At 38.3% G+C, this 19,334-nt stretch carries 21 protein-coding genes, 1 tRNA gene and 2 pseudogenes; 15 read left to right on the top strand and 9 right to left on the bottom strand.

The window, feature by feature from the left end:
* Positions 1–16: 16 nt before the first annotated feature.
* From menC to RYX56_RS06815, 3 genes are read right to left on the bottom strand one after another with little or no spacing between them, the layout of a single operon-like run.
* Complete coding sequence (menC, locus tag RYX56_RS06825; protein WP_317121342.1) at positions 17–1,126, bottom strand: o-succinylbenzoate synthase; 1,110 nt, start codon at positions 1,124–1,126, stop codon at positions 17–19.
* A gap of 21 nt (positions 1,127–1,147) precedes the next feature.
* On the bottom strand, positions 1,148–2,524 hold the full coding sequence (locus RYX56_RS06820; RefSeq protein WP_317121341.1) for a YjiH family protein: 1,377 nt from the start codon (positions 2,522–2,524) through the stop codon (positions 1,148–1,150).
* A 35-nt stretch (positions 2,525–2,559) separates the two neighbouring features.
* On the bottom strand, positions 2,560–3,402 hold the full coding sequence (locus RYX56_RS06815) for a MurR/RpiR family transcriptional regulator (protein WP_317121340.1): 843 nt from the start codon (positions 3,400–3,402) through the stop codon (positions 2,560–2,562).
* A 336-nt stretch (positions 3,403–3,738) separates the two neighbouring features.
* On the opposite strand from RYX56_RS06815, the gene bluB reads away from it, so the two are divergent.
* The 3 genes from bluB (at position 3,739) to RYX56_RS06800 (ending at position 5,791) form a co-directional block, all read left to right on the top strand.
* On the top strand, positions 3,739–4,386 hold the full coding sequence (gene bluB, locus RYX56_RS06810; protein ID WP_317121339.1) for a 5,6-dimethylbenzimidazole synthase: 648 nt from the start codon (positions 3,739–3,741) through the stop codon (positions 4,384–4,386).
* A gap of 131 nt (positions 4,387–4,517) precedes the next feature.
* On the top strand, positions 4,518–5,096 hold the full coding sequence (locus tag RYX56_RS06805) for a sigma-70 family RNA polymerase sigma factor (RefSeq protein WP_317121338.1): 579 nt from the start codon (positions 4,518–4,520) through the stop codon (positions 5,094–5,096).
* Between the two features lie 80 nt (positions 5,097–5,176).
* Positions 5,177–5,791, top strand: coding sequence for a DUF3600 domain-containing protein (locus RYX56_RS06800; RefSeq protein WP_317121337.1), 615 nt, complete (start codon positions 5,177–5,179; stop codon positions 5,789–5,791).
* 40 nt (positions 5,792–5,831) lie between these two features.
* Here RYX56_RS06800 and RYX56_RS06795 read toward each other — a convergent pair whose 3' ends face one another.
* Entirely contained in the window at positions 5,832–6,404 is a 573-nt protein-coding gene (locus RYX56_RS06795; RefSeq protein ID WP_317121336.1) for a cysteine hydrolase family protein, read from the bottom strand.
* Between the two features lie 132 nt (positions 6,405–6,536).
* Here RYX56_RS06795 and RYX56_RS06790 point away from each other — a divergent pair, with 132 nt between their 5' ends.
* From RYX56_RS06790 to yugI, 5 genes are all read left to right on the top strand, one after another.
* Positions 6,537–7,031: an Lrp/AsnC family transcriptional regulator gene (locus RYX56_RS06790; RefSeq protein WP_047973487.1), complete on the top strand. Its 495-nt coding sequence runs from the start codon at positions 6,537–6,539 to the stop codon at positions 7,029–7,031.
* The gene (locus RYX56_RS06785) at positions 7,028–8,200 is read left to right on the top strand and encodes an aminotransferase (protein ID WP_317121335.1); all 1,173 of its coding nucleotides are present in this window, start codon (positions 7,028–7,030) and stop codon (positions 8,198–8,200) included. Before RYX56_RS06790 ends, RYX56_RS06785 begins: the two co-directional genes overlap by 4 nt.
* 253 nt (positions 8,201–8,453) lie before the next feature.
* On the top strand, positions 8,454–9,236 hold the full coding sequence (gene thiM, locus RYX56_RS06780; RefSeq protein WP_317121334.1) for a hydroxyethylthiazole kinase: 783 nt from the start codon (positions 8,454–8,456) through the stop codon (positions 9,234–9,236).
* A 24-nt stretch (positions 9,237–9,260) separates the two neighbouring features.
* Positions 9,261–10,418 (top strand): DEAD/DEAH box helicase, encoded by a 1,158-nt coding sequence (locus tag RYX56_RS06775; protein ID WP_317121333.1) that lies wholly within the window; start codon positions 9,261–9,263, stop codon positions 10,416–10,418.
* 222 nt (positions 10,419–10,640) lie between these two features.
* On the top strand, positions 10,641–11,066 hold the full coding sequence (gene yugI / locus RYX56_RS06770; RefSeq protein ID WP_317121332.1) for a S1 domain-containing post-transcriptional regulator GSP13: 426 nt from the start codon (positions 10,641–10,643) through the stop codon (positions 11,064–11,066).
* A gap of 167 nt (positions 11,067–11,233) precedes the next feature.
* On the opposite strand, the gene RYX56_RS06765 is transcribed toward yugI, so the two are convergent.
* Positions 11,234–11,461, bottom strand: a complete 228-nt coding sequence (locus RYX56_RS06765) for a DUF378 domain-containing protein (RefSeq protein ID WP_012960258.1) — start codon at positions 11,459–11,461, stop codon at positions 11,234–11,236.
* A 227-nt stretch (positions 11,462–11,688) separates the two neighbouring features.
* On the opposite strand from RYX56_RS06765, the gene RYX56_RS06760 reads away from it, so the two are divergent.
* From RYX56_RS06760 to RYX56_RS06750, 3 genes are all read left to right on the top strand, one after another.
* Positions 11,689–12,852 carry an iron-containing alcohol dehydrogenase gene (locus RYX56_RS06760; protein WP_317121331.1) on the top strand — a complete coding sequence of 388 codons (1,164 nt, stop codon included), beginning with the start codon at positions 11,689–11,691 and terminating at the stop codon, positions 12,850–12,852.
* A 164-nt stretch (positions 12,853–13,016) separates the two neighbouring features.
* Positions 13,017–14,366: a glucose-6-phosphate isomerase gene (locus RYX56_RS06755; protein WP_317121330.1), complete on the top strand. Its 1,350-nt coding sequence runs from the start codon at positions 13,017–13,019 to the stop codon at positions 14,364–14,366.
* Between the two features lie 617 nt (positions 14,367–14,983).
* Positions 14,984–15,406, top strand: coding sequence for a YugN-like family protein (locus tag RYX56_RS06750; protein WP_317121329.1), 423 nt, complete (start codon positions 14,984–14,986; stop codon positions 15,404–15,406).
* On the opposite strand, the gene RYX56_RS06745 is transcribed toward RYX56_RS06750, so the two are convergent.
* Positions 15,395–16,408, bottom strand: coding sequence for an ion channel (locus RYX56_RS06745; protein ID WP_317121328.1), 1,014 nt, complete (start codon positions 16,406–16,408; stop codon positions 15,395–15,397). The two genes, RYX56_RS06750 and RYX56_RS06745, sit on opposite strands and share 12 nt — an antisense overlap.
* 113 nt (positions 16,409–16,521) lie before the next feature.
* Here RYX56_RS06745 and RYX56_RS06740 point away from each other — a divergent pair, with 113 nt between their 5' ends.
* Positions 16,522–16,680, top strand: a complete 159-nt coding sequence (locus tag RYX56_RS06740; protein WP_317121327.1) for a hypothetical protein — start codon at positions 16,522–16,524, stop codon at positions 16,678–16,680.
* Positions 16,681–16,752: 72 nt separating this feature from the next.
* Here the strand turns inward: RYX56_RS06740 and RYX56_RS06735 are convergent, their stop codons facing one another.
* Positions 16,753–17,379 (bottom strand): hypothetical protein, encoded by a 627-nt coding sequence (locus RYX56_RS06735; protein ID WP_317121326.1) that lies wholly within the window; start codon positions 17,377–17,379, stop codon positions 16,753–16,755.
* A 105-nt stretch (positions 17,380–17,484) separates the two neighbouring features.
* On the bottom strand, positions 17,485–17,964 hold the full coding sequence (locus RYX56_RS06730) for a hypothetical protein (protein ID WP_317121325.1): 480 nt from the start codon (positions 17,962–17,964) through the stop codon (positions 17,485–17,487).
* A gap of 135 nt (positions 17,965–18,099) precedes the next feature.
* On the opposite strand from RYX56_RS06730, the gene RYX56_RS06725 reads away from it, so the two are divergent.
* Positions 18,100–18,172, top strand: a tRNA-Ala gene (locus RYX56_RS06725).
* A gap of 64 nt (positions 18,173–18,236) precedes the next feature.
* On the opposite strand, the pseudogene RYX56_RS06720 reads toward RYX56_RS06725, so the two are convergent.
* A pseudogene (locus RYX56_RS06720) lies at positions 18,237–18,329 on the bottom strand (IS3 family transposase); the annotation flags it as partial.
* Between the two features lie 609 nt (positions 18,330–18,938).
* Between RYX56_RS06720 and sda the strand changes: the two are divergent.
* Positions 18,939–19,115 (top strand): sporulation histidine kinase inhibitor Sda, encoded by a 177-nt coding sequence (gene sda, locus RYX56_RS06715; RefSeq protein WP_317121324.1) that lies wholly within the window; start codon positions 18,939–18,941, stop codon positions 19,113–19,115.
* Positions 19,116–19,227: 112 nt separating this feature from the next.
* Positions 19,228–19,334: pseudogene (locus RYX56_RS06710) on the top strand (pyridoxal 5'-phosphate synthase lyase subunit PdxS); the annotation flags it as partial.

Genomic DNA, 19,334 nt, shown 5'->3' with positions numbered 1-19,334 from the left:
GGAGGCTTTCTTTGCATTAAATGGTAAATGGCTGGGTGGTGACCATGATGTTATTAATTTTATCAAGGTTTGGTTCAAAGCCAATTCCTGCCGAATTGGGTACGTGAATATAGCCGTCCTCCATGGTTATTTCAGGTGCAATGAGATCTTCACTCCAGTAATGGGAAGAAGGAGCTGTATCTCCTGGGATTGAAAAATTGGAAAGAGAGGTAATTGCAATATTGTGTGCTCTTCCAATTCCTGCCTCAAGCATCCCGCCACACCACATAGGAATTGAGTGAGACTTACATAAATCATGTATTTTCAATGATTCACTAAGCCCTCCAACGCGACCAATTTTTAAGTTAATCACTTTGCAACTGCCAAGTTCAATTGCTTTTCTTGCATCTTCAACTGTATGGATACTTTCATCTAGGCAGATAGGGGTCTTTAGATGAGATTGTAAGATGGCGTGATCAACAATATCATCACAATCAAGTGGCTGTTCAATCATCGTGAGACTGTATTCATCCAATGCTTGAAGATGAGAGATGTCGTCTAAGTTATATGCGCAATTGGCGTCAGCCATTAAAGCGATTTCAGGAAATTCTTTTCGAATTGCTTTAATAATTTCAATATCCCATCCCGGTTTGATTTTAACTTTAATGCGCTTATAACCTTCCCCTAAATAACTTTCAATCTGTCTAAGCATCTCGTATTGTGATTGTTTAATACCAACACTGACACCCACTTCTATTTTCTCTTTAACCCCACCTAATGCTTTAGAAAGAGAGATGTTGTTTTCTTTTGCATACAGGTCCCAAATTGCTCCTTCTATGGCAGCTTTAGCGTTGTAATTTCTACGGATAGGTAAAAAATGTTGCGAAACATCATTTGGATGCATAATCTCCGTCTTTCTCAATAATGGGATTAAGTGGTCTCGCATCATATGCCAATTTGTTTCCACTGTTTCCTCGTTATAGATCGGTTCTTTTATTGAGACAGATTCCCCCCAACCAGATTGTCCGCTTTTAGACTGAACTTCAACGAGAATAAAGTCTTTATCGTATTCAGTTCCTATACTTGTTGTGAATGGGGTAAGAAGATCCATTTTAACATGTCTTAAGATGATTTTATTAATCTCCATTGAACTCTCCTTGCTGATTTTTTAGAAAATAATATGAGCAATCGCAACTACAATTGGTAAAGTGATCAACGTACGAATAATAAAGATAAGCAATAGGTCTCTAAATTTAACCGGAAGTTTCGAACCGAGTAAGAGGCCCCCCATCTCAGACATATAAACAAGTTGAGTAACGGATACACAAGCAATAACAAATCGAGTTAACTCACTTTCAATTCCACTTCCAATTACAGCTGGTAAAAACATATCAGCAAATCCAACAACCATTGTCTGTGCTGCTTCTTGTGCTTCAGGCACTTGCATTAACATAAGAATTGGTTCAAAGGGCTTACCTAAAATAGTAAATACAGGCGTAAACTCAGCAATGACTAATGCTACTGTACCAATGGCCATTACGATTGGTAATACGCCAAACCACATATCTAATACATTTTTTAAACCATCAGTAAAGATGGAAGATGTCTTTTTATTGTGGTGTGCTTTAGTGACAGCTCGATCTAAACCGAAACGAACCAAAGATACATTAGAGGGAATTGGTTCTTCTTGTTTCAACTCAGTTTGTTCATATCCGATGTCTAGCTTTCTAGATAGTGGAGGAATTCTCGGCATAATAATTGCCGCAATAATTCCCACAAAGACAATCGTTAAATAAAACGGAATGAAGTAAGCCTCAAGCTCTAAGTAAGATACGATGACAATGGAAAACGTAATAGATACAACAGAGAAAGTTGTTGCAACAACAGCGGCTTCGCGTTTTGTATAGTAACCTTGTTCATATTGCTTTGCTGTTAATAAAACCCCAATCGTACCATCACCTACCCAGGACGCTAAGCAATCAAGAGATGACCGGCCAGGTAAGGTGAAAAGAGGTCGCATGATTTTACGTAATAAGGCTCCAAAAAATTCAAGTAACCCGAAATTCAATAACAGAGGTAATAATAACCCTGCAAGAAGAAATGTTGAAAATAAAATTGGAATCAAATCATAAATGAGCAATCCACCTGTATCATCCGAGAAAATCCATTCAGGTCCTATTTTAAATACAGTCATTGCTGCAAATAGTGTACCTAAGATTCTTGCTATCAACCAAAATATACTAATGTTAAATAAGTTGTTCATAAATGGGTTGCTGTGAATGAAAACTGGCTTGAGAACAATTGAGAATATTGATCCGATAACAGATAGAATCATAATCCCAACAGTGATAGCGGGAATAAAGTCACCAATTAGCGCGTTAATTTGGCTTGCAAAGTAGGCAACAGCAATGGTAATTCCATCCTCAGTTGCAATAGGTGTGATAAAGAGTAACATACCAATCAACGATGGGATCACAAACTTCGCATAATCCTTCTTACTAAAAGATGTTGGATGCACTTCCTCTTTCAGATTTATAAGCCCCATATAACTCCTCCTAATAATTAATATCTCCTAATGATCTATTCGATAAATAAGTCCTGATCATGATAAATTGATTCTAATTTTTGCTGTCTTCTACCTGAGGCCTCCGGTACCTTTTCTTCAAAACCAGTGATGAGAATCTCAAGAAAGCTAATAACCGAGGCGATAGAGTGGTGACCTGCCCCTATATTATTTTCTGTAACTAAAGTAATATCAGCGAGTTGGGCCACCGGAGAGAGGATATCACTGGTAATGGCAATAATTTTTGTCTGTTGTTTTTTAAAACAGTTTGCTAGTCGAATCGTTTCTTTTCTGTACCTAGGGTAGGAGAATAAGAGAGCGACCGACTCTTTGTTTATCTCAAGAATGTCTTGAGGGGTGAAGCCATAAGGGTGAGAGAGAATAACATTTGGGCGTAGTTGTTTTAAATGATACTCAAGCCAATATCCTGCTGCGAACGAACTTCCGAAAGCACCAATAAATATTCGCTCTGATTTAACTAGTAAGTTTAGAGCTTGTGAAATGTTATTGTGGTCAAGGTTTTGAGATAGTAGCTGTAAGATTTTAATTTCTTGATTAATCTGATTTTGGAAGCTAGACTCATTCGGATCTTCATGAGTTTGGTTAGAAGCAGTGGTCTTTTTAACTAACCAATTTTTGCGAATCGCTTCTTGCATATGCGAGTAACCATTGAATCCTAATGTATAAGCTAATCGAATCACTGTTGTTTCACTTACACCTACCCTTTGTCCAAGTTGAAAAGCGGTCAGTAAGACGGAATGATCCATTTCGTGTAGAATACATTCTGCTACTTTTTTTTGACCTGGTGATAGAAAAGGGAAATAGTCTTTTACCAAATCTATAAATGACTGCTCTTGCATGAGAACCTCCTTTCTAAATGATACTGAAGGAAATGCTTTTTTAAAAAATTATATAGCATGATACACTTCATGCACAATACATAAAATTGATTTTTCTGAAAATAGGAGGAGAAGCTACAACAATTTATAGTGACGTTGGATACAATCCTCGGTAGTTTCCTTGTTTAATAGTAGTTAAAAACTAATAGTGATATTTTAATAAAAGACTAGCTCATTCTTAAAAATACTCATAGAATGGAGTATGATATGAATTGGATACGAAATCATTAGGTTAAGTAAAAGTATTATTAGCTATTTGAAGAAACATAAGATGTTAGTAAGGGGGAGTTCCATAAAATGTTCAATCAACAAGAAATAGAGGCAATCTATAAAGTCATTGCGACACGTCGTGATGTTCGCACATTTTTAACGAATCCAGTAGAAGAGGAAAAAATTCAAAACATAATTGAAGCGGGTCATCAAGGACCATCCGTTGGCTTTATGCAGCCTTGGAACTTCATCGTGGTGAAAAGTGATGAAGTAAAAGAAAAGCTAGCGTGGGCAGCGGATAAAGAACGTCGCGCCCTAGCAATCCACTATGAAAATAAAGACGAACGGCATCAGAAGTTTTTATCGTTGAAAATTGAAGGATTGAAGCAAGCACCTGTAACAATTTGTGTGACATGTGATCCAACCCGTGGTGGCTCTCATGTATTAGGACGTAATTCAATCCCAGAAACAGATATCCTCTCAACGGCATGTGCCATCCAAAACATGTGGCTAGCTGCTACTGCTGAAGGGCTTGCTCTTGGTTGGGTCAGTTTCTATAAGAAAAACGATATTCGTGATATTTTAAATATTCCACCGCATATTGAGCCGCTTGCGCTCTTATCGATCGGTTATACAGATAACTATCCAGACAAACCCATTCTTCAATCATCAGGGTGGGAGAAGCGACGCGAGTTAGAGAGCTTGATTTTTAATGAGAAGTGGGAAACTAAATAAAGTGAAGAGAACCTGCCATTATTTTAATGCGGGTTCTCTTTTTTTACTATAAATTAAAATTAATGTAAAAAAGTCGAACGGAAATACAAAAACGTACCAATATAAAGTAGAACAGCAAGGGAGGCGAAAAAATGGATGAAGAAGTGGATTACTTACCCTTAGTAAAACGTGCACTTAATGGTGATGACCATGCTTATCAAGATATGTATGATGCCACCATTAAAGATGTATATAAAAATGTTCACTTTTTAATGGAAGATAAAACGGATGTTGAGGATGTCATTCAAGAAATATACATCCAAATGTACAAATCTCTAAAAAAATATGACCCAACAAAGCCATTTAAGCCGTGGTTAATAGGGGTGGCGATCAAACAAATTCATTCTTACCGTAGGAAAAAATGGATGAGCTTTCGGATACTCAAACGAGCAGAGACGGTTTCCCGTGAATATAGTGAGGACTTCACACCAGGTTTGATTGAACAGTTATCAAATGAAACATTAATTACCTTGATTGACCAGCTTCCATTTAAGTTAAAGCAAGTTGTCATTCTTCATTATTTAAATGACTACAAACAATCAGAGGTTGCAGAAATTTTAAAGATTCCTGTTGGAACGGTGAAATCTCGTATCCATGAAGCACTTAAGAAGCTTCGTCAGAAAAGTAAGCACAACCCTATTAATCTTGAGAAAGTGAGGAATGTTCTATGAAATTTGAAAAGCGGATTAAGGAATCCTTGAAAATGGAAAGTGAAACTCTTCAACCTTCCCAAGATTTAAAGAGGCGTGTAATGAGTCAAATTACAATTGTGAAAAGTGGAAAGTCTTTTGAGGCAAGGCTGGCAGGAGCAATCCTCGCAGCGCTTCTCTTGTTACCGACGAGTGCCTTTGCTTTTCAAACGATGTTTGCTGATGAATTGTACGGATCATTTGATGATGTGAAGCAAAAAATCTCTTATGCGACAATGGAACAATATTTAATTTTGAACGCAAAGCTAGAGCAGGCAAAAGGAGACTTGGGAAAAGAAGATTTCGAAGAGTTCAAAAGTCATCTGAAGGTAATTACTGCGGCCAAATTAGAGTATGGCGATCCCCATGGAAACATAGATTATAATCAAATTCCAAATGAAGCAGTTGAGAAGCTTGAACATACTTTGATGATCATTCAGCCGTATTTTGATCAGTTAAACAATCTGCCGTCCAGTAAAGATGTATTAAGTGAAGCTGAATATCGGGATTATGTCGATGCTTTAATGTCGTATGAAAAGATCTTAGTGCAAAGCGGGATTGATCCGAGTAAAGGCTTTTCAGTGGAGACTGAGGTACTGCCTCATTTGCAGGCAGAATTTTACGAGGCGCGTACAGTTTTAGATTATGTAAATGAGAAACAATCCTCTCACCAATAAAGGAAGCCAGCCTTGCATCTAAGAGGCTGGCGTTTTTTTGTTAAAGTGGTAAATCTAAATCCACAGAAGGTGTAATTGTAGCTTTGGCAACATCTCTCATCATATGAAGAGCATTAGTATTAGCTTCTGGTGTATTAGAAGCGGAGCAATCACTTGGTACAAAGATACGGTAATCATGCATATACGCGTCATTTGCTGTGAATTGAACGCACATGTCCCCTGCTGCTCCTGTTAATATTAACGTATCTACATTAAGGTGTTCCAACAGCAGATTTAGAGGTGTCGCAAAGAAGCCGGAGAACTTTGGTTTCAATATAAAATAATCATTATCTTCATCGGGACGTAGCAATTCGACGATGGGACGACCCTTTACATCATTTTCAAGGCAATGAGCAACTAGTCGAGGGAAGTCAGACTGCCATTTACCGTAATTGTCATTTACATAGATGACAGGAATATTTGCTTTATATGCTCGTTCTTTTAAAGCCGCAATTTTTTTAGCAGCAGGCAAGGCATGTTTAATGAGAAGCTCTGAATCTTCAAACTCAAAATCGCTAATCATATCTATAATTAATAATGCTGTATTCTTATTTGAGGAATTTGAAAGTTCCATCCTATAGCACCCCTTAAAAGTGGATTTATTCAGAATTTTACGTGAAACGCGTATCGTCATTTAGCTAATATGTTATGATAAACAAAATTACAACAATCCATGCGCGATTTTCGCGAAAGGAGATAGAGAGAGATGGAGAGCAAGGCAATTGAACTTTTACGAATTATAGAAGAAAATGGACGCGTTTCCATTCCGACCTTAGCTAAAATGGTAGACGCATCTGAAGAGGATGTAAAGAGGTTATTAAAGAAGCTAGAGGATGATCACATTATTTTAAGTTATTCTGCGGTAATTGATTGGAGTAAGGTTGATCTAAATGAAGGTGTTACAGCAATGATCGATGTAAAGGTTACACCTCAACGTGGGGTTGGATTTGATCAAGTTGCTGAGAGAATTTATCGTTTTCCTGAAGTGAAGGCATTGTATTTGATGTCTGGGGCTTATGACTTATCAGTTGTTATAGAAGGACAGACGATGTCAGAGATTGCACGTTTTGTCTCAGAAAAATTATCGACAGTGGAATCAGTTTTGTCAACAACTACTCATTTTCAATTAAAAAAATATAAGCATGATGGGGTCGTCTTTGGAGAAGGAGAAGCAGATCGCCGAATTGTGGTGACACCATGACCACAAAACAATTAAACAAACGTTTATCTAAAAAAGTTCAAGCGATTCAACCTTCTGGAATTCGACGTTTTTTTGATTTGGCATCCAGTATGGATAATATTATTTCGCTTGGTGTCGGAGAACCTGATTTCGTCACACCGTGGAATGTACGTGAAGCTAGTATTTCCTCAATGGAACGTGGATTCACAGCATATTCTGCAAACGCTGGAATTATCGAGTTACGAGAAGCGATTGCTGATTACATGAGCTCGCGATTCGCTGCAGACTATGACCCTGAAACAGAAGTTTTGGTTACGGTAGGGGCAAGTGAAGCGATTGATGTCGGTATGCGCGCGATCCTTGATGAAGGTGATGAGGTCATCGTTGTGGAACCGAGCTTTGTTTCATATGCTCCGCTCGTTTCAATGGCAGGAGGCGTTCCGGTCGCAGTAGGGACGAACATTGATACAGACTTTAAAGTAACCGCAGCACAACTAGAAGCTGCCATTACAAGCCGGACGAAAGCGATGATGCTCTGTTTTCCGAACAACCCAACAGGATCAACTATGAATAGAGAAGAGCTTAAAGCGATTGCGGAATTAGCAGAACGTCACGACCTTCTTGTCTTTTCCGATGAAATCTACGCAGAGTTAACTTATGATGAAAAGCATGTTTGTTTTTCAAGTCTTGAAGGAATGAAGGAGCGAACCGTTATTATTTCAGGGTTTTCAAAAGCATTTGCGATGACGGGCTGGCGTCTTGGGTTTGTATGTGCTCCGCCAGATCTCTTAAGTGCCATGCTGAAAATCCATCAGTATAGCTTAATGTGCGCGCCGACAATGGCTCAATACGGTGCACTAGAAGCATTGAAAACAGGCATGGATGAAGTGTATCGAATGAAACAGTCTTATAAGCAACGTCGAAACTACTTTATCAAATCATTTGCTGAAATAGGTCTTACTTGTCATACGCCAGGTGGTGCGTTTTATGCGTTCCCATCTATTGAAAAGACTGGTCTATCGTCTGAACAATTCGCTGAAAAACTATTGATGGAAGAACGGGTAGCGGTCGTCCCAGGTTATGTTTTTGGTTCAGGGGGCGAAGGACATATTCGTTGCTCCTATGCAACCTCAATGGATAACCTTGAACAATCGGTAGAAAGAATAGGACGATTTTTGAAGCAATTTTAAGTAAGGATGCACACTTCGTTTTTAGAAGTGTGCATTTTTTAATAGCGAAAACAAAAAAGGAGGCAAGAGCATGGCGCCCTTGCCTCAATTATGGGGGAATACGATTGTAATACTCATTATCACCAATGGATACAATTTTAAACATCAATTCTAAAAAATAATTAAATTTGTTTTCAGAAATGAAAAAAGGTAAGATTTCCTCAAGAGATACATTTCAAAAATGACATGAAAAAGCACGAAAGGACGTCGACTAATGTTACTTAAAAAAATAAAAAAAGAGAATCCACTCATTCATTGTATGACAAATGTTGTGGTGACTAATTTTACTGCAAATGGTCTACTTGCGTTAGGTGCGTCACCAGTAATGGCCTATGCAAAAGAGGAGGTAGCTGATCTTGCGGGCATAGCAGGAGGCCTTCTGTTAAACATTGGAACCTTGTCAACTGACGAAGTAGAAGCGATGATCTTAGCGGGGAAGGCAGCGAATAAAAACAATGTTCCCGTGGTACTAGATCCTGTTGGAGCTGGAGCTACTTCCTTTCGCACTGAAGTGTGTTTAGATCTTTTAAATAGAGTAGATGTCACTGTTTTAAGGGGGAATGCAGGGGAGATCGCCTCTCTCGTCGGTGTGAAAGCGACTGTGAAGGGTGTTGACGGAGCCATAGAAGGTGATACGATAGAACTTGCGAAACATGCTGCGAAGAAATTTTCGTGTGTAACGATTGTAACCGGTGAAATGGATGTCATAACAGACGGTCATCATGTGCATACCATTTACAACGGACATCCGTGGTTAACGAAAGTCGTTGGGACAGGCTGCTTATTAGGCGCGGTTGTTGCAGCATTTGTTTCGGTATCAAAAAAGGATATCAAAGCAGCTTGTGTCGATGCAGTTGCTTATTATGGAATAGCAAGTGAACGTGCATTTGCTGAGACGAACGAAGAAGGCATTGGTTCTTTCCAACAAGCATTTCTTAATCATTTAAATAAGATGACAGATTTAGATATTAAGCAGTTAATACGAACAAAAAAATAATTTTTAATGAGAGTAGGCTAACTAATGACAGGAACGTTTCAAATCGACGGGTTGCCGTCCATTTATCAAGAGGCATTATCAAAAATCGGTGTAACGGAACCAACCGATATCCAAGCAAAAATGATTCCAGAAGCAATAGCAGGGCAATCAATTATCGCTCGCTCACAAACAGGAACAGGGAAGACACTTGCTTTTCTTTTGCCTACATTAGCAAAAATCAATGAAGATGAAAAAGGATTGCAAGCCTTAATCCTTGCTCCCACTCAAGAGCTTGCTATGCAGATTGTTGAAGTAGCTAGAGGGCTTACTGAGAATGCACCAATTGAAATTGGTTCATTTATTGGTGGGGCAAATGTAAAACGCCAATTAGAACGTTTGAAGAAGAAAAAACCACAGCTTGCAGTAGGTACACCAGGACGTGTCCTTGAGCTAGTGGAGATGAAAAAGTTAAAATTACATGATTTAAAAGTAGTTGCAGTTGATGAAGCGGATCGAATGATGGGTGAGAAACCTTCTTGGGATGCGTTTACTGAGATTGCAAAAAGAGTTGGACGAGATCGTCAGTTTTTATTCGTATCCGCAACATTACCTAAAGATTTTGCAGATCAAATTGCTGCATTCGCTCCGTTTACAGTAGAAATGGAAGCAGAGGGTGGTTTGTTGGTTGATCATGTGAAGCATTTGTTCGTACGAGTGGAAGCGAGAGAACGTGTAGATATGGCGCGCAAAGTGATTCATGCTGAAAAGGTTGAAAGAGGAATTGTGTTTGTAAATCAGCTTGAAAAATTAGCTGAGACAACTGAGAAGCTTGTCTATCGTAAAATTAAAGCCGCTTCCCTTTCTTCTGATAGTACGAAACAAGAGCGAGAAAAGGCTTTAAATCAGTTCCGCAAAGGGGATATCCACATCTTAGTAGCAACGGATTTAGCTGCACGTGGACTAGATGTTGACGATGTCACCCATATCATTCAAGTGGACCCACCTGCAAGTCCTGATAGTTATCTGCACAGAGCAGGTCGAACGGGAAGAATTGGGAAAGAAGGTACTGTCGTAACGTTTATTGAACGAAAAGATGAATACAAGGTAGAAAAGTATAAAAGAGAGTTAGGGATTGAACTTGAAGAACGGTTTGTTGTTGGAGGCTCCCTAACTGATGTAAAGCCAAAGTCCAATAAACGTTAAATCACAAAAAAAGCCGCCTGCAATTTTGAGGGGGCTTTTAGGCTGTTAAAATGTTTGTGAATGAAGCTCGATCATACAGTCTATTTTACGGATGCACACAAACCTGTTAAAATAGACTGAAAAGCTAAAGAAAAGTTAAAATATTTTTAAATGATCTTTTGCGTAAAGTAACATCCTATGTTAATATTAAAAGGTTAATAAATAGTTAGGAGATGTATGTAGATGTCAAATTATGAAGTAGGCAGTATTGTAGAAGGTAAAGTAACAGGAATCAAGCCTTTCGGTGCTTTCGTTGCACTTGACGAGAAAAAGCAAGGCTTAGTACACATTTCGGAGGTAGCTCACGGTTTCGTTAAAGATATTAATGATGTTCTTACTGTAGGCGATGAAGTTAAAGTGAAAATCATGAACGTTGAAGAAGCGTCTGGTAAAATTTCACTTTCAATCCGTGCTACTCAAGAAGCTCCTGAGCGTCCAGCTCGCCCAGCTAAGCCTCGTAACACTGGTGGCGGTCAAGGTGGCGGACGTAAGCCTCAACAACAAAACAAACCACAACAAGGCTTCAACACACTAGAAGATAAGCTTAAAGAATGGTTAAAGCAATCTAACGAAATTCAAGCGGATCTTAACAAGCGTGCGAAAAAATAACTTCACAAAAAAAGCATCCGGTAATCGGATGCTTTTTTATTTGTCTTTTTTCTGGAATTGCAGGAGGGAAAGAAGGCTGTGCTAAAGAATAGAACTAAGTATAGTTTCAACTATTAAATAAGCATCTCAAATGAATAATCACTTGAGATGCAAAAGAAAGCCATGTATTAACGTTCTGTTTCTGGTACGCGTTCAAGCTCTTCATCAGGCTTAAACAGAATTGAAATACAATAAAGACCAGCAAGACCAACTAGGGCATAGATTAAACGAGATAGGCCTGCTGCTTGTCCGCCAAAAATAGCTGCGACAAGGTCAAAACGGAAGAATCCGATAAGCCCCCAGTTAATTGCGCCAATAATCGCTAAGACAAGCGCTGTACGTTGAATACCACTCACACCATTCACCTCCATTTTAAAGGGATTTGCACAACCATCGATGTGAGGGTGTGCTTCCTTTTTAGAATGAGGTTGTTCCCTAACAATTATGCATATATAACATTGGCTATTGTTAGGAGAGGATGTTATATTTTGGTTATTTTAGCTGATGAGCCTCTTTGCTTTACAATAAAGGAACCGTTTGTTGATAATAATAGTAAATCCCTAATTAACTAAGGAGGATACATATGAATCCATTTGTTTTTAAGAACCCGACGAAGTTGATCTTTGGTGAAGGTCAAAATGAAGTGTTAGCAAAAGAAGTGGCGCGTTATGGTAAGCGAGTATTAGTTGTTTACGGTGGTGGAAGTATAAAAAGAAATGGTCTTTATGATCATGTAATCGGTCAATTGAAAGAAATTAATGCTGAAGTGGTTGAACTGGCAGGTGTTGAACCGAACCCTCGTTTAACAACAGTTAAAAAAGGAATTGAACTTTGCCAACAACATGATATTGAGTTTATTTTAGCAGTAGGTGGAGGAAGTGTCATTGACGCAACAAAAGCGATCGCAGTTGGGGCGAAATATGAGGGAGATATTTGGGATGTCATCACGAAAAAAGATACTCCTCAATCAGCTTTGCCATTTGGAACAATTTTAACGCTAGCAGCAACTGGTTCAGAGATGAATGCTGGCTCTGTTATTACAAACTGGGAAACAAGTCAAAAAGTTGGCTGGGGTAGCCCATTTTCATTCCCGACATTCTCTATCTTAGATCCAAAAAACACTTTGTCTGTTCCAGAAGATCAAACGATCTATGGAATGGTTGATATGATGAGTCATGTCATTGAAGCTTATTTCCACCATGCAGAAAATACTCTATTGCAAGATCGCATTATGGAATCCATCTTGCTTACTGTGATGGAAACAGCTCCGAAATTACTTGAAGACCTACAAAATGTCGAGCACCGTGAAACGATCTTATATTGTGGGACGATGGCTCTAAATGGCATTACGCAAATGGGGCTTCGTGGTGATTGGGCATCACATAACATTGAGCATGCGGTTTCAGCGGTGTATGATATTCCGCATGCAGGTGGTTTAGCGATTATCTTCCCTCACTGGCTTCGTTATAGCCTTGATGAGAAAATTGAGCGTCATGTTAAACTTGCAACAAGAGTACTTGGTGTCGATCCTACAGGGAAGTCTGACCGCGATATTGCACTTGAAGGTATTGAGAAGCTATCTGCCTTCTGGACAAAAATTGGTGCACCGCATCGCTTAGCTGACTATAAGATTGATCGCTCACAAATTGAGCGTATGGCTGGAATTGCAGCTGAGAACGGGGAATTTGGAAACTTCAAAAAGCTAAATAAAGAAGATGTCGAAAACATTTTAACTGCTGCACTATAAATGATGTAAACGAAGAAAAAGGCGAGCTTTCGTCTTTTTCTTCGTTTTCTCTATAATCTTAAAGTGGTTCCGCTTACATTCATTCTTGAACTTGATTCTTATATGTGCATTCGGTTAAAGTGAATAGTGGTATGAATGTTAACGACTAAGGAGGCATTACCTTCATGGAAAAAATTCAGTTTGATTATTCAAAAGCTTTGTCTTTTTTTGGACAACATGAAATTGATTACATGCAAGATGCAGTGACTGCAGCACATGAGGCTCTACATAATAAGACGGGTGCAGGAAGTGATTTTTTAGGATGGATTGACCTTCCGACTGCTTATGATCGGGAAGAGTTTGCACGTATTCAAGCAGCAGCAGATAAAATCAAGAACGATTCTGACGTGTTATTAGTTGTGGGAATTGGCGGTTCTTATCTCGGAGCACGCGCGGCAATCGAAGCCCTTAATCACTCTTTTTACAATGTTCTTTCAAAAGAAGAACGCAAAGCGCCACAAGTATTCTTTGTAGGAAATAATATCTCTTCAAACTACGTTAAAGATTTATTTTCACTACTTGATGGAAAAGATGTCTCAGTCAATGTGATTTCAAAATCAGGTACAACAACTGAGCCAGCTATCGCATTTCGTATTTTCCGTGAGTTCTTAGAGAAGAAATACGGAAAAGAAGAAGCGCGTCGTCGTATTTATGCAACCACTGATCGTGAAAAAGGTGCTCTTAAGACACTTGCAACAGAGGAAGGCTATGAGTCGTTTATTATCCCTGATGATGTAGGTGGACGCTTCTCGGTTCTCACAGCTGTAGGACTTCTTCCGATTGCTGTAAGTGGACTTGATATCGAAGCATTGATGAAAGGTGCAGCGGATGCTAGTGAAGATTTAGCTAATCCAAACTTAGCTGAAAATCAAGCGTATCAGTACGCAGCTGTTCGTAATGCCTTTTATAATAAAGGGAAAACAATTGAACTAATGGTAAACTACGAACCATCTCTTCACTACGTATCAGAGTGGTGGAAACAATTATACGGAGAAAGTGAAGGGAAAGATGGTAAAGGCATTTTCCCAGCAGCAGTTGATTTCTCTACCGATCTTCACTCAATGGGACAATACGTTCAGGATGGTCGTCGTGACTTATTTGAAACGGTATTAAATGTTGGTAAGGTACGTGAAGAAATTAAGATTGAAGAAGCAGATAGCGATCTTGATGGCCTTAATTACCTTGCTGGTGAAACGATGGACTTTGTAAATAAGAAAGCTTTTGAAGGTACAATGCTTGCTCATACAGATGGTGGAGTTCCAAACTTAATTGTGAACATCCCAGAATTAAATGAGTATCACTTTGGATATTTAATTTATTTCTTCGAGAAAGCTTGTGGTATTAGTGGGTATTTACTTGGAGTAAACCCATTCGATCAACCTGGTGTTGAAGCTTATAAGAAAAACATGTTTGCACTACTTGGCAAACCAGGATTCGAAGTTGAGAAAGCTGAACTTGAAAAGCGTTTAAAATAAATATGAACTTACGGAAAGGCCATGCGACGTTTTAGTCGTATGGTCCTTTTTTTTGGCTGGAAATTTTGAAGATATTGAGGTGGTGAAGGAGTGTTAAGAAGTTGTTTCGCACATATAAAGAGAAATAAATAGTCGATAGCACATAAAACCAAATTTTAGCACATAACTCGCCAACTATCGCACATATCGCATTGGAGTTCGCACTAAATACCACCACGCTCGCTCATAATTCAATAATTTCGCACAAAAGGGATATGAGAGGCTCACTTGCCCCTCGTTTAACCGCATGCCAGTGCAGTCGCTTCCGCTTTTCTTTGTCTGGCTTCAGGGCTCAGGTCATCGATCGCTTCACTTTGCCAAACGAAGCAAAAAGCGCTTCTAATTGTCAAACCTCCACCGTTCTCATACCTAAACGAGCCCCTCCGCTTTTCATGTCTAGCTTCAGATCCTTGTCCTGCGGGTAAAAGCGGTGAATCAAATGAAGTCAAAGTGCGACTTCATATTGCTCCCCCTCGTTTTACCGCATGCCAGTACAGTCGCTTCCGCTTTTCTTGTCATATTGTTTTCTTTTTGGGTCACACTATTGGTATAAAATTGTGTGCGAAGGAGTGTTTGGCATGATTGCGTTACAATCTGCTATCGAAGGGAAAGAGTTCAAACTTCAAGCGTTAGAAGAGAAATTGAAGCCGCTGGGCTATAGTATTGGTGGGAATTGGGGTTACGAGCATGGTTATTTTGATTATAAAATTGATGAAGATGTTGGCTATACCTTTCTCCGTATCCCTTTTAAACCGATTGATGGTGAGTTAGACCAGCGTGGAGTGAGTGTCGCATTAGGACAACCTTTCTTGTTAAATCATAAATATCAAAAAGGACTAGATGATAATACAGACCCTTTGAATGGGTTAGTTCCTATGACCTACAATAGTGTCTTTAACCAATTTACAGAGCCTGTGGATAAAGACGCTAAAGTAGATCAAAAGTACATGACTGTTGCGAGAAGCTTAATTCAGGAGCTTGAACTTACTTTACTGTATTAAATGCGGTCTATTAATAACGATTAATAAGTCATTCTCTTGCATCAGCATATCCTGTGGTGGGTGGAGTAAAACGTCTTCATTGCGTTTTACTCCTATTAGCAATTGTCCACTTTCATAAAGACCTTGTAATAATCTTGCGAATGGCAACCCGATTTGATCCTTTGTCAATGCTTGAAAGGTTAGTTGGTTTTTCTCATCAAATGTCAGTAAATCATCGAGAACATCACTCATATGGTGGTAGAGCAGGCTATTGATCAGGACCGATCCAGTTAAAGTAGTCGACTCAATAATTTCATCTGCGCCAGCGCGCTTAGCATTTCCAATTTGTTCAGTTGTTAATATTTCCACAATCGTATAAACTTCTGGATGTTGTGATTTGACAGCGAGTGTGGATAAAATAGACTGTGCATCTGAGGAGATTTCACTTCCTTGATTCTGAGCTGTAATTAAGACACTGCTTGCAAGACCGACATTTGCTTGTTTTAAAGTAGCATCTTCACTACTATTTCCTCTTACAAAATGAATATGTTTAAACCCTTGAGGAATTTCTTTTAATGTCTCATCAATTAAAACTACACTGGCCTTTGGCTTCACCTTTTGTAAATTTTCTATAGCATGCCTGCTCCGTTCATTCCATCCAATCATAATGACATGGTCTTCTCCCATATAAGTCAACGCCCCTTCACGAAATGCATTTACATTTGAAATTGTTTTAGTTGCAAGCGAGGTAACAAATAGCGTCATAAAACCAACACCAGAAAAAATTAATAGAATGCCTATGATCCTTCCAATCGTCGTCATCGGTACAAAGTCACCATAACCGACCGTAGAAACCGTCACTAATGCCCACCACACAGCATCAAACCACGTAGGAAAAACGGCTGGTTCGATTAAGTGGATGATAAGTCCAATCGTTGCAGCCAACAGAAAAACGATAAAAACTAAGCGTGCAACAAGGGGGATACGCCCGACAAGTGCACGTAAAACAACGAACTCTAACATATCCACACCTCGCCATTGATTAATTAATGATAGTACCCAGTATAACCAGTCTCTTGTTCAAACAATCGCATCTCTGCTAAGATGAAAGGGAATGTGTGAAGAGGAGAGGAATTATGATAACGGCAATCATTTTTGGGTTCGCTATTTTTTGTGGATGGCTTGTTTTTGATGTAACCAAGCAAAAAAAACTCACTTTAGAGAATATAGTGAGTTCTTTAGTAGTAGGGGTGATAGGAGCATTAGGTTGGTGGATCCTCGACTTATTTTTTTAATAATTTGCATACAAAAAAGGAGTCTTTCGTTAGAAAGCTCCCTTTTTGTGTTGGAGATAGTCCGGTATTTAATTAGCTAGAACGTTGTCCGCCTTTTTTGCCGATCTCTGCAAAATGGTCTTTCCCATACTCTTGCTTCACTTTTTCTCCGCCTTTGCGCCCTGCTTCTTCATAACTCATCGATTGGCTGTTGTTGTTAGAGCTGTTAGAATTGTTGCTATTTGAGCTGTTACTGTTGTTAGAGCTGTTAGAGTTGTTGTTATTCGAGCTGTTGCTGTTGTTATTGTTGTTGGAGTTGCTATTCGAGCTGTTGCTGTGGTTATTCCTGTTAGAGTTGTTATTCGAGCTGTTACTGTTGTTAGAGCTGTTAGAGTTGTTGCTATTCGAACTATTGCTGTTGTTATTGTTGTTAGAGTTGTTGTTATTCGAGCTGTTGCTGTTGTTATTGTTGTTGGAGTTGCTATTTGAGCTGTTACTGTTGTTAGAGCTGTTAGAGTTGTTGTTGCTGTTGTTATTATTGTTAGAGCTATTGCTATTAGTAGTAGTATTGTTTTGATTATTTGAGTTTTCTCCGCCTTTTTGGCCTATTTCAGCAAAGTGTTCTTTACCATACTCTTGCTTCACTTTTTCTCCGCCCTTACGTCCGGCTTCCTCGTAACTCATTGTCTTACTGTTATTTTGATTATTATTACTAGCCATGTAAATCATCCTCCTAAAAAATTTTAGTGATGTTACACTCCCTGTTTACCTAAGTTGAAAATTATCTAAACTTGAAATTTCAAAATAAATCAAAATTTGTTAAAATTAGTCTAAAGGATCGCATCTTTTTCCGTATTTTAACAAATCGATTATCGCCATCATGTCACTTGGATGATCTTTCGAATAACGAGCGGGAAATAATGCAAAGAATATATAGTAAATTGAAAAGTAAACGAAGTTATAATAGAAAATATGGGGAGCAAATATATCCATTAGAATTAACCCGTTTACAATAAGGATGCTTATAAAGTTGAAAAGCGAACCGCCAATAAACACAAGAAAATGACTAAGAGTTGTATCGTGTTTTAATTCTTCAAACTGAAAGAAAGAATGCCAAAAGTAGATGCGTCTAACTTCTATAGGGCCAAAGCCGAATAATCGTTTCCCTGCACCAATCACGAACTTTAATTTTCCTCCGAAGATCCACACAAAAAACACATGTCCAGCTTGGTGGATAATCGTAATAAGTGGGAGGATGATGAAAAGGGAAACGAGTAGAATTGGTATATCAGATAACGTAAACAATAAATGAACCCCCCCCTTAAGATTAATGCTCTTACTCTAATTGCCAACTTAGAAAAAATTTAATCATTTATTTGTGTGTAAATTTGTTGCTTTGTTCAAACATATTGCTATAATAGAGCAAAGACCACTTAACTTGGGGCATTAGCTCAGCTGGGAGAGCGCTTCGCTGGCAGCGAAGAGGTCATCGGTTCGATCCCGTTATGCTCCATCTAATAGAAAACAAAAAAAATTTGATTTGAAGTGACTCCTTAAAGTTAGATACGGTTATTTCGTTAGGCAGCTTGCTCAAAATGAGTTCGGTATTGAACCGGACTCATTTTTAATTTTGCCTTTATCCGTTTCGCATTATAGTATTCTATGTATTTTCAATGTACTCTAGTTGTTTTTAAGAACTTTTGATACTCATCATATCCCCATAATTCAATTTTTTTGTCTCTCGAAGGTGCTTCTACCATCTCCGTAACATTTTCAACAATCCATTTTCTCTAATGAGCATACTGCAGCACTTGTTTAATGATTTTGTATATATCATTAATTGAGGTGTTAGACAGGTTCTTTTCTTTCCTTAGGGTCTGATATAGATGATTTAGGTAATTATCTGTTATTATATTTGTTTCTGTAAAGCCCAAGTGGGGAAGGTCTTGGTTCGTTACAAGGCTTTTTAGTGGGCACTTTTGGCCGCTAGATCTCGGTTATTTAAATTCAACACATAGTTAGATAAAACTGAATATTTGGCACGTTTTTTGCATTGTAAAAAGTGTAGAAATAGTTAAATGAAACTATTTCTTTTGAAATAATAATAAAGGGTGGTAATTATTGATAAAGCACATTCGACAATATGCCATAAGGTGGTGTGAAGGAAAAGAATGCGATTGAGGAAATTACAGAAATGAAATTAGTAGTGTTTAATAAAAATTGAGGTATTCATTAAATTTAATAGTAGAAGAATATAAAATTCTAAGGGGGAGATTAAGTTGCTATTGCACAATTTAGACGATAAATTCCTAATAACCACTTATCATGAAAGTATTAATTTAAAGATTGAACAAGAGTTTATTATCATGTTAGAAAAAGAAATTGGTAGGAGGGTAAATAAAGATCCACTGAATATAAAATTAAAAAGGTTAATAGAAACAAAAGGGGATTTATAATATTTTTACAAGGAAGTACAGTAGTTTGTATAGAGGTACTCATATTAATTTTGGTATTAATTTATTAACACTGATGTTCAGTAATAAAAATATAGCAAGGGGAAATGTGAAAATGAAAACAGGTACAGAATGTGTAAAACGAGGAATGGCAGAAATGCAAAAAGGTGGCGTCATTATGGACGTTATCAATGCAGAGCAAGCGAAAATTGCTGAAGAAGC

Origin of the sequence: Alkalihalophilus lindianensis, from assembly GCF_032843265.1 — a bacterium.
Classification (GTDB): domain Bacteria; phylum Bacillota; class Bacilli; order Bacillales; family Bacillaceae_D; genus Alkalihalophilus; species Alkalihalophilus lindianensis.
This window is presented reverse-complemented; position numbering and strand designations above follow the sequence as displayed.